This is a genomic window from Alkalinema sp. FACHB-956 (assembly GCF_014697025.1).
GTDB lineage: Bacteria > Cyanobacteriota > Cyanobacteriia > Leptolyngbyales > Leptolyngbyaceae > Alkalinema.
Map to the genome: position 1 here is coordinate 72,038 of NZ_JACJRC010000010.1, position 14,298 is coordinate 86,335.

The 14,298-nt window shown below is 50.2% G+C and carries 12 protein-coding genes; 2 read left to right on the top strand and 10 right to left on the bottom strand.

Going from position 1 to position 14,298, the window contains the following annotated elements; all coding sequences use genetic code 11:
* Positions 1-46 precede the first annotated feature (46 nt).
* From H6G21_RS12910 to H6G21_RS12920, 3 genes are all read right to left on the bottom strand, one after another.
* On the bottom strand, positions 47-1,528 hold the full coding sequence (locus tag H6G21_RS12910) for a DUF1802 family protein (protein ID WP_190573830.1): 1,482 nt from the start codon (positions 1,526-1,528) through the stop codon (positions 47-49).
* Entirely contained in the window at positions 1,525-3,405 is a 1,881-nt protein-coding gene (locus H6G21_RS12915; RefSeq protein ID WP_190573831.1) for a hypothetical protein, read from the bottom strand. The genes H6G21_RS12910 and H6G21_RS12915 overlap by 4 nt, the downstream gene beginning before the upstream one ends.
* 61 nt (positions 3,406-3,466) lie before the next feature.
* Positions 3,467-4,117: a hypothetical protein gene (locus H6G21_RS12920; protein ID WP_190573832.1), complete on the bottom strand. Its 651-nt coding sequence runs from the start codon at positions 4,115-4,117 to the stop codon at positions 3,467-3,469.
* Positions 4,118-4,489: 372 nt separating this feature from the next.
* Here H6G21_RS12920 and H6G21_RS12925 point away from each other — a divergent pair, with 372 nt between their 5' ends.
* Entirely contained in the window at positions 4,490-5,329 is an 840-nt protein-coding gene (locus tag H6G21_RS12925; RefSeq protein WP_190573833.1) for an Rpn family recombination-promoting nuclease/putative transposase, read from the top strand.
* Positions 5,330-5,458: 129 nt separating this feature from the next.
* On the opposite strand, the gene H6G21_RS12930 is transcribed toward H6G21_RS12925, so the two are convergent.
* The 4 genes from H6G21_RS12930 to H6G21_RS12945 form a co-directional block, all read right to left on the bottom strand.
* A complete protein-coding gene (locus H6G21_RS12930; RefSeq protein ID WP_190573834.1) occupies positions 5,459-5,896 on the bottom strand; it encodes a hypothetical protein in 438 nt (145 codons plus the stop codon).
* A gap of 7 nt (positions 5,897-5,903) precedes the next feature.
* Positions 5,904-7,208 (bottom strand): ATP-binding protein, encoded by a 1,305-nt coding sequence (locus H6G21_RS12935; protein WP_190573835.1) that lies wholly within the window; start codon positions 7,206-7,208, stop codon positions 5,904-5,906.
* Between the two features lie 96 nt (positions 7,209-7,304).
* A complete protein-coding gene (locus tag H6G21_RS12940) occupies positions 7,305-9,578 on the bottom strand; it encodes a cation:proton antiporter (RefSeq protein WP_190573836.1) in 2,274 nt (757 codons plus the stop codon).
* 26 nt (positions 9,579-9,604) lie between these two features.
* Positions 9,605-9,778 (bottom strand): hypothetical protein, encoded by a 174-nt coding sequence (locus H6G21_RS12945; RefSeq protein ID WP_190573837.1) that lies wholly within the window; start codon positions 9,776-9,778, stop codon positions 9,605-9,607.
* Positions 9,779-10,061: 283 nt separating this feature from the next.
* On the opposite strand from H6G21_RS12945, the gene H6G21_RS12950 reads away from it, so the two are divergent.
* Entirely contained in the window at positions 10,062-10,607 is a 546-nt protein-coding gene (locus tag H6G21_RS12950; protein WP_190573838.1) for a late competence development ComFB family protein, read from the top strand.
* A 389-nt stretch (positions 10,608-10,996) separates the two neighbouring features.
* On the opposite strand, the gene H6G21_RS12955 is transcribed toward H6G21_RS12950, so the two are convergent.
* From H6G21_RS12955 to H6G21_RS12965, 3 genes are all read right to left on the bottom strand, one after another.
* Positions 10,997-11,899 (bottom strand): glycoside hydrolase family 19 protein, encoded by a 903-nt coding sequence (locus tag H6G21_RS12955; protein ID WP_190573839.1) that lies wholly within the window; start codon positions 11,897-11,899, stop codon positions 10,997-10,999.
* A 238-nt stretch (positions 11,900-12,137) separates the two neighbouring features.
* Complete coding sequence (ftsE, locus tag H6G21_RS12960) at positions 12,138-12,971, bottom strand: cell division ATP-binding protein FtsE (protein WP_190573840.1); 834 nt, start codon at positions 12,969-12,971, stop codon at positions 12,138-12,140.
* 30 nt (positions 12,972-13,001) lie between these two features.
* A complete protein-coding gene (locus H6G21_RS12965) occupies positions 13,002-13,775 on the bottom strand; it encodes a WecB/TagA/CpsF family glycosyltransferase (RefSeq protein ID WP_190573841.1) in 774 nt (257 codons plus the stop codon).
* Between the last annotated feature and the right edge of the window lie 523 nt (positions 13,776-14,298).

Sequence of the window (14,298 nt, forward strand, 5' to 3'; positions counted from 1 at the left end):
CTGTTTCAAAACTTTGCATTTGGCTGATCTACCTGGTTTCCTCGCGCTAGGCGATCGACAGTTCTCGCAAAAAGTAGAAGCGATCGGTTCCCGGTACGCGGCCTAAATATCCTGACAACGGCGACGCTAATTCAATCAAAATTTCTTTGAGTTGCTCAGGGGTCAGTGCAATAGGAGGATTGGAACCGAGGTATAAACCATAGACCAAGGTGCTATCAACCTGTTTGGCTTGTGTATTGATTGCAATGTCACTATCAAGGTAGTTCTTGATAACTTGGATGATGTGCGCTCTGATTTTTAAGGTTTGGTAGATGCTGTCAATGAATTGATTAACTTTATCGTCAGAGTCTTGTCCAAAGGGTTGCGTTTCTAGGCAGACTTTTAATTGCTGAAGGTCAATGCTACCGGGGTGTTTGATCTTCAGCGTGACAAGTCTTTGGAGGGTTTCTGGGCGCATAACATTCATCTGATTTTCGGCTGCGGCTTGTTTAGCGTGACTAGTTAATTCTCCGGCGGCGAAAATTATTTTAACAGATCGATCGAAGGTTGGTTTACCAAGATGGGTATGTCCTAGGTGAATGAGTTGTGCTGAAACGCTATTAGGAACTGTTTCATGCTTAGTAGCTTTGCATTCTCCAACGAGGCTAAAGGGTGCATCACAATAAACATCGATGCCACCTGCTCCGCCAGAGGAGTCTGGGTCTAGGCTGGCTCTTGAGTTATTGAGTGAGTTGCTAAAGCCTAACTGAATTAGACTTTTCCGCACCATTTTTTCAAAGGAATTACCATCGCTGGAGTTGCCAACTGTGGCGATGCGGTCAATCCACTCTAATTCGGGGGTGTTTGGGGTTGTATCGTGAGTTGATGCCCAACCTAGGAAGTCTGTGAGATCCTTTTCTAATAGTTTTGCAGCGGGGTTAGTTACGAGGATTTCACTAATTTGGCTGTGTAGAGTTTCTAATTCTGGGTTTTCTGGAGCACGAAGTTCTTCAAGCTGTTTTTTGCGTTTCTCGAAAATACGATCTTGTAAAATTGGTTGATTAATTTCTATGTGGTAAGAAGTAGAAAGACTAACATATTTCCCCACCCGATCTTGATAAATAATTTCAGGCGGCAAAGTAAAAGGAGATGTTAGTTTATACAACCTTAAAATTGCTAGAAAGAGGCTTTGCTGCTTATTTAATTTGGAAGTCAGCCAATTTCGTGTCCAGATAGATAAGGCTGATAGGGCCTCTATCTTATCTATACTATTAAAAATGGAACACTTTTCACACTTTGCCCAGTACTCAATCTCTGGACAGTCCAATTCTAAGGCAGACAAAGAATTTCTTGCTGACTGATGAAAATCAGGTTTATAGCAATATTCGATTGAATCACTGTCACATAAAACTTCTGAAGGACATAGTAAAAAACTTTGGCCAGTGCGGATAAATATTGATGGAAATGCAAAAATTAACTGACCTGTTGCTAGCCCTTTTACATCAGGTGCAGGTAGACATAACATTGTAAATGTCTGCTCAGTTTTCACGCAGCATCACCAAAATTCAAGCTATCCGTCAACTCATCCACGTCAGAACTCAAAATATCTAGAGTTTCTATATCAGCATCCTCATCTATGAGGTTGGTAGGTTTTGAGCCTGATGGATCACTTAAAATTTCTAACAGCAATGGATTATTTTCAGCAATTTTGTTTTGACTAATAAAATTCCTGATTTCTTGCTCAGTGAAATCATAATCTTCTCTCGCATCAAAAACTGCACGAATAGCAAGAAGAGGTATCAAATCATCAACTTCAAAACGTGGCCACTCTCCTCCCAGTTGTTGAAGTAACTGTTCAAGAAGTTGTTGCGCCTTTTTCGCAGCAGGAGAAATATCTTTTGTACGAATTAAGCAACCTCGTGTTAGGTCGAACTTTTGATAATCAATCAATCGGCTTAATCCTGCTTGCACGCCAATCCCAACAGGATATTGAATGACAGCGACTCCAATTTTCACAGTTTGGGAGTTTTCTGTCCCTAAAATCCTAAAATCTATGAAACCTTTATTGGCAGCCTTTGGAGCTACATTAGTATCTACAGCTTCAATATGTACACCTTCTAAAGTTTTACCAATCAAATTCTCAAAACCAAAGCTAAGTGCCCTAGCTAGCTTGGCTTTGTCGTCAATGAAGTCATCAGGATTTAGAATGGCCAGCTCTTTTCGATAAGCAAGCTCTACCAAATTGTCTTGTTTCTCGGTAGGCGGAACCTTATCTAATTCGACCTTCCAGTTTTTATAGCACCATTGAAGAACATCTCGGGCAGTTGCTTTTTGCTTTCCTTTTTCCCGCAGAGTTAATTCATCCAAAGGATATAGTGCATGTGGAGGAATGAGTTGATGCTCACTATAGAAAACATCCAATCTCCGTTTAACTAAAGAAATAACATCATCGGCATTCAGATATTTCAAATCAATTGTAAGCTCTCCAATTCTATCTATTACTGCTTCGGCAGAAGGAAGTGCTCGGATTTGGTGTACCCAAATATCAGGGTATACTGCCGTTAATAAAACTCCTCTCTGAATATTGTTGTATAAATCCATTCCTAAGTTGGCAACAACTTGAGCTTTAGTGTAGCCAGCATCATTGATAGCAGTGCCTTCAAGTTGGTCAAAGCAAATTACAATTGATTTGTAGTTGCTAATCAAGTCAAGAATTTGACAAGTAATATCAAAAGCTTCAGAAGCACGGTCTTCTGTATTGGAATTTGGGAGGCCAAGACTATCTGATTTACTCTGAGGTAGATTTTTCCCAGAAAGCCAATTGATTGCATGTGGCGCATGAACTGGTGAGAGAGTCCATAAAATTGCCTGAACCAAATCTGGATTACTAATATCGGGTTTGGCAACACAAACTTGGCTTGTTATATTGTCTATCCATTGAGGATTTTCCTTGATTTTGCGGGGGATTGCTTTTTGCAAGTCATAGGGATGAAAGTTTTTCTTGAAAACGTCATTGAGTAAATCTGTAGCAAGCTCTTGCCACTGCATTACGTTCTTGCTGCCTACTTGTTTCAAGCTAAGAGCTAGGCTTTTTAAAAACTCTGCACGAATTTGATTGAAATCTCCATAGTCGCCCGTGTAGATAAAGAGTGCATTCCCTCTCTCTTGAATTCGATGCCGAATTCGACTAATGATGTGGCTTTTTCCTAAACCTTTTTCAGCTTTTAGTGTGATTCCTGCTACTTTGCGTTGCCGATTGTCTAGTTCTTCAATCGCCTTGAATACCGCATCTGATGCATGGGCATTTAAAGATGGCTCATCAGGAAATCCCTTGCCCCATACATCTTGTGTACGAACTATAAACTCTACGAAAGGATTGTTTGCACAAATGACTTGATGCAACGAATCCATCGAACTTGTGGACATATAGAACCTGCTAGATGAATGAAGGGTGGGAACAGGAGTGTTGAAAAATGATGCTTTTAATCTACTGACTCAGAATTGTTGCATAGCAACGTAAGCCACTCAATTCGGTGGTAATCGAATCTTCTAGCTTGGAGGTATCACCATCCGGCAGGCTACCTCCTTGAAGCTGAACAATATCTTCAGCCTGCATTTCTAGCAACCATTCATCAAAGTTGTCTCGCGATACCTTCTCACCAATCTCTCTTCTAATTCGATAGATTGGCACTAAATTATCGAGGTTAAAGCTTCGATTCAGGGTGTCAAATGTTTCTAAAGCAACGGTCTTAAATTCTTCATAGGATTCGATCGTAGAATGCCCATTATGACCATTAGATGCAACAACCACTGGCGCATTTCCGATCGCCGATCGCATCACACCCAGCAGCAAATTCGCGAATCGCTTCCCAATTTGACTAGTAAACTCAAACTCTTTATTTAGCAAATCTTGCTGTAACTGCGATCTGCCCGCATCCAGCAAACTTGCCATCGGAAAACGCTCAGCCGAAACCGCTATCAATCCATCCTTCACCAACTGATCCAACGCAGCCTGATGGGACTTCGCAGTCTCACCCTTCTTCCGTAAACCTTTCAGCAACTCGCTCCGGCGCAAGTCACCATCCGACAACAACAGCAGGATTCGCACCCGCAGCCCCACATCATGCTTCGTCGCCATAACAAATCCGTTCGATCGTCGCTAAATGTCTAACACAGAGCAGTCAAAAACAAAAAACAAAAAACAAATTAAACAACGGGTAGAAACACACATCCATCGATCGAACCGGCTTCGTTGAGAACCACACTCGATCGACCATCCTGACTAAACGTACCCAAAACGGCACACTACTTATTCTAAATAAAAAATACCTTGACGGAAAGCAACTTTAGAAAATTATCCAAAAATTACGCAAAATTCCCCTACCCACCACAATCTCTTCACGATCTCCCCAAAAACTCCCCAAAAACCTTACCCTTTCCTTACTTTTTTCTTCTATGCATCACCTCCCTCCCCCCTTCCCCAAATCCCCCAAAATGGTACGATCGAACCATGTTTGATCTCACCTGCAAATTCCTCGTCGAACAATTCTCCGCCGACTTTGCCACCTGGCTTCTCGGCACCCCCACCCCATTCCAAGAACTCAGCCCCTCCGAACTCTCCCTAGAACCCATCCGCGCCGACGCCCTCATCCTCATGCAAAACGAGGACACCGTCCTCCAAATCGAATTCCAAACCCGCCCCGACGAAGCCATGGGATTCCGCATGGCCGACTACTGCCTCCGCATCTACCGCCGCTACCCCAACAAACACCTCCACCAATACGTCATCTACCTCAAACCCAGCACCTCCCCCCTCGTCCACAACAACCAATTCATCCTCCCCAACCTCACTGCCCAATACAACATCCTCCGCCTCTGGGAACATCCCCCCGATCGCTTCCTCAACACCCCCGGCCTCCTTCCCTTCGCCGTCCTCAGCCAAACCTCAGACCCCATTGCCACCCTCCGCCAAGTCGCCCAAAAAATCGACCAACTCCCCGATCGACGCCAACAAAGCAACCTCACCGGCACCGCCTACATCCTCGCCGGATTAGTATTAAATCAAGACATCACCAGCCGGATCTTAAGGAGAGACATCATGCGAGAATCCGTCACCTACCAAGAAATCCTCCAAGAAGGCCGCCAAGCCGGACTGCAATCAGGTCGCCAAGAAGGAGAACTCCTCATCCTCCTGCGCCTCCTCGATCGGCACCTCGGCCCCCTCAGCGAACCCCTCACCCAACAAATCCGCCAACTCAGCCCCCCATCCCGCCAAGCCCTCACCGACGCCTTCCTCGACCTCAAAACCCCCCAAGACCTCCAACACTGGCTCACCACCCAACAACCCTAACCCTCAGTCCCCTGCTCCACCCCCACCCCACCACCCTTCCATAGCAAATCCCTCCTACTTGCGCCCATCACAGGCAGAACAAATAGGATTACGTCCGCGATCGAACCTTGGATTGCTAGGCGACCATGCTTATCCCACCACCTGCCCCAAATCAACCTCCGCCTGCCCACTCCTCACCTGAAGCTTGGCATTAAACAGCTTCTTAAACGCCACCTGCCAATTCTGAAGATCCGTCCCCTGCCGAGGCACCCGCGTCGAAATCACAAAACAGAGCTTCCTGAAACGCTTCGGATCCTCCGAAATCAGCCCGATCGTGCTTTTCAACTGCTCCACCGCATGGGCCACATCACTCCCCTTCAGTTCCACATAAATTTCCACATCCCGATCGGGCACCAACGCGAAATCACAGCGCAGCGTCTCCCCATCACACACCACACACCCATCCACCTTGATTTTCAGAACCTCAACCTGCGCCGCATTGACAAACGTAATCTGGCTGCGCTTTTCCCTAAAAACAATGCGCCGATCCTGAGTCAATTCCTGACACCGCGCTGGAATATTTTTCATACCGCACTCAAACCAGATCCAACAACCGATCGAACTCGATCGCCAACTCATTCGACACAGAATCAATCACCTCCGCATCGATCAACCCCGTCTCCGCAGAAACAATACTCCTCGCCGTCCCATTCTCCACCACATAGGCCGCCAAATCCCCCTTCCCCAACGCTTTATAAATCGGCACCACCTGCGCCAACTGCCGCCCCATCTCCCCCTCCACCTCACCGTAGAGCATCCCCGCTTGCAGCAAATTATTCAGCGCCGTCAGCACATAGGGACTATGGGTCGTAATAAAAAATTGCAGATGATGTTTTCGATAATTAAACACCGTCGCAATCAACTCAACAATGCTGCGCTGCGCCCTCGGAAACAAATGCGCTTCCGGCTCCTCAATGTAAACCGTCTGCCCCGACTGCGATTTTGCCAGAGAAGGCAACGCCGCCAACACGATCGTCAGCGGCAACGTTTCCTGCTGCCCAGAAGACGAATTCGCTACATTAATCCGCCGCCCATCCTCACTCTCAAAAAAATCCCTTCCCTTTTCCCGCACATGCTTCCCACACAGCGACGCCTCAATCAACCGCCGAATCTCAGCTTCAATCTCAGCTTCAATCTCAGCATTGTCTCCTTCCGCTGCGCCCGTATCCCCCTGGCGAGAATCCTTGAGATTTTCATAAACTGCCCCAAACTCCCGCAAAAAAGGATCGAGAGAGTTATTACTTGACAAAAAAGAAAAAATATTAGCCTGCAAAACCGCAAAAAACGATCGCCCCGCCGGAATAAACAGCTGAGAAAACCCAACTTCTTGCCCAATGACTTCAGACAAAGAGCCTATCCAAGACCGTTTTAAAAGAGAACGAGTTAGGGCCTGTTTTGCCCAAACCTTCAACATATCTGAAGACAATTTCTGATTTGCACTTTCTGCAACTTGATCCACAGTCTTCCTTAGAGCCGTAAACCCAGCTGAAAAAGCATCTGAATACTTCAGGGAAAAAGTCTCTTCCCCGAACTGACAACCATTAATTTCGATAAAAATAGGCGAGATTTCATACCGAATATAAAACGCATCTTTTCCCCAAGCCTCCGGCGGAAAATACTCCTCAAATACAGCCCGGTAGTGAGCATCTACCGCTTCTTGAGTCTGACTACTTTCAACCACCAAGAAATACTGCTCAATCAACCGCTTGAAGTAAAACAGTAATTTTGCACAAATGCTCTTACCACTTGCCTGGGGGCCAATCAGAACATTGATTCGCTTCACCTCAATTTCCAGGTTCTGAATACCCGCAAAATTTCTAACGACTACTGTTTCAGTCATACCCTCAACCCAGCCACGGCAAGGAATCCATCCAAAAAGGCTAGTATCCTCACCGATCCTAGCATTCCGACGGAAACCTCAGCCTCAGCCCCAACCTCAGCTCGCGATCGACGAACCCAGCGGCGAACTTAACTCCGGCACAATCTGCACCTGCGCCACCATCAACGCCGCCACCGTCCCACACAACAACAACCGATCGTTCGCCTGCACATCCACACTGCCCTCCGGCCCCTGGAAAAACTTGCCTTCCCGCCGAATTGCCTGAATCTGCACCCCCTCCAACGCCAACTCCTGAATCCGTAACCCCACGATCGGACTGCCCTCCGGCACCCGCAACCACTGGCAAGAATTCCCCTGAGCCGGAACCGCCGCCTCTCCCTTCACCAGCGCCTCAAACGCCTTCATCTCCGCCACATCGCCCACCAGCAACACCCGATCGCCCTGCTCCAGCGTCACCTCCCCTGTGGGGTAATCCACCTCCAAACCCCCCGCCCGACGGATCGCCATCAGCGTCACCCCCGTCAGCCGCCACACATCCGTCTCCTGCAACGTCATCCCCAGCAGCGGCGAATCATCCGGCATACTGTACCACTTGTTATTCAAATCACTCGTCGCCGCCTTCAACTCCCGCGACACCTCATCCGACGACAACGCAGGCCGAAACTCCAAATACCGTGCATTGCGAATCGTCTGAATCCGACTCTGCACCAAACTCTCCGTCAACCCCATGCCCATCCACAGGTGCGCTGAAATCTCCAAACTCGCCTCAAACTCCGGTTGCACCACCTCCCGTGCCCCCAGCTGGTACAGCATCTCGATATCCTTCGGCTGATTGGCCCGCACCACCACATCCAAATCCGGCGCAATCTCCAACGTCCGCTTTAATGCCAACCGCGTACTCATCGGATCCGGCAGCGCGATCGCCATGCTGCGCGCCTCCGCCACCCCCGCCTTCTCCAGCACATGCAAACTCGCCGCATTGCCATAGATGTAGGGAATCCCCCCATCTCGCAACTGCTGAATCCGGCTTTCCGACTGCTCCACCACCACCACCGGGCAATTCTGCTGCTGCAACAGCTTGACCAAATTACGCCCCGTCCAGCCATAGCCACAGATCACCACATGGCTCTTCTGCGGCAACTCGTCCGAACTGTCCATCAGTCCATCGGCCTTCAGCAAATACTTCGCCAACCAGGGCACCGCCTCCGCCCAAGCCAGCAACTGCGGCACCGCCCGCAAAATAAACGGCGTCACCACCAACGTCACCGCCGTCGTCCCCAAAATCAGCAAATACACCCGCCGCGATACCAGCCCCAGTGCCTGTCCCTCACTCGCCAACACAAAGGAAAACTCCCCAATCTGCGCCAGCCCCAAACCACTGATCAGCGCCGTCTTCAAGTCATAGCCAAACCCCTTGACCAACGGCGTCACAATCAGGAACTTACCCACCAGTACCAGCGCCACCAGCCCCAGAATCAGCTCCAGGTTATTCCACAAAAACACCGGGTCGATCAACATCCCGATCGACGCAAAAAACAACGACGCAAAAATATCTCGAATCGGCTCCACATAGGTCAGGGTCTGATCCGCATACTCCACCTCCGAGATCATCAACCCCGCCACAAAGGCCCCCATCTCGATCGACAGGCCCAACTGTTCCGTCAGCAGCGCAATCCCCAAACACAGCGCCACCACGCCTAACAAAAACAGTTCTCGGCTCTCCGTCTTAGCCAGGAGCCGCAACAGCCGTGGAATCACCCAAATTCCCGCCGCCACCGCCCCCAGCGCAAACAACCCCGTCTGCACCAAAGCCCAGCCTATCGCTAGCCCAATTTCCTCCGCAGGTTTATCCAGCGCTGGCAGCACCGCCAGCATCAACCCCAAGGCCAAATCCTGCACCACCAGAATGCCCAGCATCACCTGCCCGTGGGCTGTCCCGGTCTCATTGCGCTCCATCAACGACTTCAGCACCACTGCCGTGGAAGACAGCGACAAAATCGCCCCGAGAAACACCCCCTGGGGCGGCGAAGTCACCCAGCCCATCAGCAACGAAGCCCCCGTGGTGACCAAAATCGTCAGGGCAATCTGCAAACCGCCCCCACCTAAACTGATCCACTTCACCTTCTGCAATTCTGAGAAGGAAAACTCTACTCCCAGGGCAAACAGCAAAAAGGCTGCGCCAAACTGCGCCAAGGTTTCTACCTGCACCAGTTCCTTAATCAGCCCCAGCCCCGTCGGCCCCACAATGATGCCCGCCAACAGATAGCCCAGCAACACGGGTTGGCGCAGCAACGCTGCCAGCAAACCACCCGCCGCCGCCGCCGCCAGGACGGTCACCAAATCCACAATCAGTCGAAAGTCTTCCTGCACAGGCCGCTCTCAGATGAGAAGAAATATTACAGTTGATTAACTTTCAGGATACTACAGGCCCACAGGTTCCCACGGGGTCGATCGCGGGGATAATCTCGATCGACCTTGCCAAATCGGCATTCTGGCCTTTCAACCTCGATCGGGCGATGCCCCGGCCTGCCAACCTCCCACCCCGTCTCCTGAACGGGTTTTGGTATCAAACCATCCCCCTTTTCTCCCCTTTGAATTGAGCCTTGATTCGGAGCTAGGTCGTAATTCCCGACCTAGCTCCTATTTCCGGGTCTCAGCCCAAAACAGTCCCCAATCAAGCCACGGGAAAAAAAATGAGGAATTCCTTGGAGAATCCTTGATTTCCCTGATACAACTGAGGGGAAAACGTATATAAATTGTGTGGTGCATAATGGGTGTTGCTAGACCTCGATTCTGGGGCATGATGGATAAAACCCATCTCAACACGCCACGATCAAGCCAGTGGAAAGCGCTATGAGTATTGAGAAGATCGTCGAACAAGCCTTGCAGGATGGTTATCTGACTCCCGCCATGGAAGCGGAAGTGGGACGGATCTGTGATACGGCCTCAGAACTTTCGATCGAAGAATATATGTCCCTCGATCGTCTGATGGGTGCCCTGCTGACTGGAGAAGTGGTGGCCGTACCCCGGAAGCAGTTCATCAACGTCATGGAAGAGTTGGTGCTGACGGAAGCGATCGCGCGGGTGGCCGAAATTGAAGCCACGAGCGAACGTACCCTAGATCTGGGGGATATTGCCGCCTATGCTCTTAACCGTCTCCCCCCGCTCTACGCTACGACGGAAGAAGGGGCCACCTACCAAAGATCGAAAGCGAAGGAAGATTTATCTCCCCTAATCGCCCAGTGTGTCAACGAAGCGATCGCGAAGAACCTCGATCGTCCAGAGTTCTACCCCGAACGGCAAGCGATCGGCAAGAACAACAACAAAGACGAAATCCTGACCCAGGTCAGTTCGTTGCTACAAGCCTATGCACCCACCTTTGAAGCGGGCGCTAGATAGGGTATCCCAAGTTCCCAAGGCCGCTGCGGTGAATTCAAGATCGGCTAGATAAATAAATAGATTAAATTTATGGACTAATTGCCAATTCTATAGATTGCAATCTACTGGTCAGCCTCGATCGCAGGATGGAGCAGTTATTCTTCGATCGTCGTTCTTCTTAGGATCTAGGCAAACCCTACTTAGCGCAACTTGTTCCCCGCAAGTGATTGACTGCAAAGTGATTGACTGCAAAGTAATTAATTGCAACGTGATTGATTACAAAGTGATTGATTGAAAGTTGCTTGCTGCTATCCAGTCTTCTAAACGATAACCCCCAGGAGCCATTCTAGAATCTTCCTGGGGGTTCATTTGTTTACGCCGATATTGCTCAATCGTTGCCGTGCTTCGGGCTACACCTGCAAGACCTGTTTTGCGACGATCAGGAAGTCCCGGCGCTCCTCGTAGCCGTTATACCCCCCGTTAATCGTCAAGGTAACGTTATCGAGATCATCCTCATCTGCCAGACTATTCAGGTGTTCCCGATTCCAGAACCACCCTGCGCTTAAACAAGCCAAATCGGGATCGGCTAGGCGGGTGGGATTGGCCAGCAAATCGATCCCCAAGTCTGTGCCACAATGACGGTAATTGTGGCGACCCGTAACTTGAATCAATCCCCGTCCCTTAAAGCGAACCCCATCCCCTTCCTGGACATTGCCTAGATCTTCCCGCCCTTCATAGTCCTCCCCAGACGCCAGTTCTTCCAAATAGTTAAAAGAACCCGATTCATGGGCCACCTGAGCCAGGAAATGGGCTTGGCGCAGGGGGGTGTTGATCTTATAGGTGGCCATGGTGACCAAGAGGTGGGGATAGAGTAACCTGACCTGCGCCGGTTCGGCATAGGGGGCAATATCCAGCAAATTATCGACCGACACCGGTGGAATTTTTTCTTCTGGGAAAAATTCGGCATAGGGAGATTTCCCGTCTGGCCGATCGTTGGCCCGCAGCAACACCCGCAGCGTGTCATCCACCAGCCCATCCTGGGTCTGCAACGTTTCCCCAGTAATGGCCCGAATGCGTTGTTTCAAGAGATCAGCCGCTTTGCGGCGGGCCTCAGGGATTGCAAGATTAGGAAAGGTGCCTGCATAGGGAGGGCGGTTGGCCGGACGCTTGGGCAGGTTATTCAGAATCCGCAGGAGTTCATCTACTTTGAAATCGCCCGTCACCAGTTCGGTGCCGTCGTTCTCGGTGAGCAACCTGGAAATTTTATCCGCAGCTTGTTGACGCCAAAGTTTGAGCTGAGTTGCAGAGGGCATAGTTCCGTTCGATCGATCAAGTTTAATAGAGCTTTCTTCCCATGTTGTCGAAAAAATAAAAGGTCTTCGACATCCGTAGCATTACTTCACTTGACTAGAGAGAACTTCCGCAATTCTGTTCCCACTTTAACTTGAACACCTTCCCAGCTTGAACACCTTCCCAGCTTGAACACCTTCCCGCTGAGCGTTCAGGTTGTCCTAGGTTTAAGGTTGTCCTAGGTTTAAGGTTGTCCTAGGTTTAAGGTTGTAGCAGGGAAAGCTGACCATTGCGCACCTGGAGGATCGGTAAATCCGCCGATCGAATCAGGCTTTCATCGTGGGTCGTGACCAGAATCGTAATGCCAATCTGGTTGAGCCGCTTCAGGATATTTAAAATTTGGCGAGAGTTATCGGGGTCCAGGTTTCCCGTGGGTTCATCCGCTAGCAAAATTGGGGGCGTTCCCACGATCGCGCGGGCAATGCTGACCCGTTGCTGTTCTCCCCCAGACAACTCCTCCGGAAACGCTTGAGCCTTGTGCTGAAGCCCCACCATTTTCAGCGCTGGTTGCAACCGCCGTTCCACTTCCGCCCGCCCATAGCCCTGGGCCCACAGGACAAAGGCTACGTTTTCCGCGACGGTACGCCGGGAAATCAACTTGTAGTCCTGGAATACCACCCCAATCCGCCGCCGCAACCGGGCCAAGCGATCGCCCCGCAGGGTATTCAAATCGCAGCCGTCTACCTTCACTTCACCGCTACTGGCCCGTTCTTCCCCATACAGCAGCTTCAGCAGTGTGGACTTCCCCGAGCCCGACGGCCCCGTCACCAAATAGAAATCTCCTTTTTTGAGATCCAAATTCACCCCCGTCAGGGCTTGGCTGCCATTGCGATAGGTTTTGCCCACGTTGCGCAATTGAATAATCGTTTCCCTGGCCGCCTGGGGGGAGACTCGTTCCTCCGTGGGGGACTGGCGCGATTCCCCAGCTGGTGGATGCGTGGGTGGGTGGGTCGATAGGTGTGGTGAATGGCCCCGCTCTGCCTCAGCAACCGGGTCGGCAGGACTGCCCTGGGGATTCACCAAACTCTGCGCCATACGTGACCAACTCCTTTCTAATACGGGTTCCTATCGCAATTCACGGCTGACGGGGTTGCGTCCGGTCATTCGGTACACCAGCGATCGCCAAGCAAACTGCGGTAATGCTAACATCCGCTTCCAACGCCAGGGTTCCTGATACAGGCGATACACCCACTCTAGGTGATTGTCCCGGAGCCAAGCGGGGGCGCGATCCTTGGTGCCTGCCCAAATGTCAAAACTGCCACCCACCCCAATCCAAATGGCCTCTGGACAGAGGTGACGGTGTTCAGCAATCCACAGTTCCTGACGCGGTACGCCCAGCCCGACGTAGATGATGCGCGGTTGTAGCGATCGTAATTGTTCCCGGAACGCAGCCATTTCTTCACCCTGGAGGTAGCCATGCTGGCTGCCAGCGATCTGTAATCCGGGCAGTTGGTGTTGCCAATTGATTGCGGCCTGTTCCGCCACCGCAGGCGCACCGCCATAGAAAAAGACTGAATCGCCAGACGAGGCTACATGGCGCAGGAGGGTGGCTGCGAGTTCAATGCCGGGGCAGCGTTGGGTGGTTTTGCCATAGAGCTTGAGGTAAAGCACAATGCCCGCCCCATCGGGAATCACCAAATCCGCTTGATGAATGATGTTCGCCAAGGTCGGATTCTGCTCGGCCTGCATGGTCATTTCCGCATTCAGCGTGACGACATGGCAACCTTGGCGATGGCGTAGGCGATCGGCCAACCAGTTGGCGTAGTTGGGGAGGAGATGCACGGGCAACCCGAGCACAGAAAAGCGATCGGGGTGCTTTTGTTGGGGGGAGTTGGACATATGCGGATCAGCTGCAACCATTGCCACACCTCTACAATGATCCTGGTGTTCGAGTTTGTAATCAAGCATTTGACAGACATTTGACAGACACTTGATCAGAGTCTGGAGGAGTGATCTGCTAGGCATGATTGCCTAGGAAATAGATTGCCCATCCAGGCAATGCATTGTAACCCAGGCTGTCCCTAAAAAACGCTTAATCATTGGATTTTCATGGATCTCTTTCTGGCAAAGTGTCTGGCAATGGTGCTGGAAAACCGTGAGACTGGAAAACCGTGAGACTGGATCAGGTCTACGGACGATTGGTCAAACCATATTGACCTGCATTGATCCTGTATGGGCTGAGAACCTGATTGTCAATTGAATACTGATTTGTAGAATTCTATTGCTCCAATGGTTGCTTCTTGTTGCTGCTAGTAATTCCAAATTGATTTATGCAAACCTGGTTTTAAAGCCGTTTTTAAGTCGGTCTAGCCTTCAAATCGGGTCTATTAATTCCGTCGATCGCTTTTGCCTATTCCTGGGA

Coding starts and splice junctions, on each gene's coding strand:
- H6G21_RS12915 (WP_190573831.1), bottom strand. CDS start 3,405: ATGTCCACAAGTTCGATGGATTCGTTGCATCAAGTCATTTGTGCAAAC.
- H6G21_RS12950 (WP_190573838.1), top strand. CDS start 10,062: ATGAGTATTGAGAAGATCGTCGAACAAGCCTTGCAGGATGGTTATCTG.
- H6G21_RS12965 (WP_190573841.1), bottom strand. CDS start 13,775: ATGTCCAACTCCCCCCAACAAAAGCACCCCGATCGCTTTTCTGTGCTC.
- H6G21_RS12925 (WP_190573833.1), top strand. CDS start 4,490: ATGTTTGATCTCACCTGCAAATTCCTCGTCGAACAATTCTCCGCCGAC.
- H6G21_RS12930 (WP_190573834.1), bottom strand. CDS start 5,896: ATGAAAAATATTCCAGCGCGGTGTCAGGAATTGACTCAGGATCGGCGC.
- H6G21_RS12935 (WP_190573835.1), bottom strand. CDS start 7,208: ATGACTGAAACAGTAGTCGTTAGAAATTTTGCGGGTATTCAGAACCTG.
- ftsE (WP_190573840.1), bottom strand. CDS start 12,971: ATGGCGCAGAGTTTGGTGAATCCCCAGGGCAGTCCTGCCGACCCGGTT.
- H6G21_RS12920 (WP_190573832.1), bottom strand. CDS start 4,117: ATGGCGACGAAGCATGATGTGGGGCTGCGGGTGCGAATCCTGCTGTTG.
- H6G21_RS12955 (WP_190573839.1), bottom strand. CDS start 11,899: ATGCCCTCTGCAACTCAGCTCAAACTTTGGCGTCAACAAGCTGCGGAT.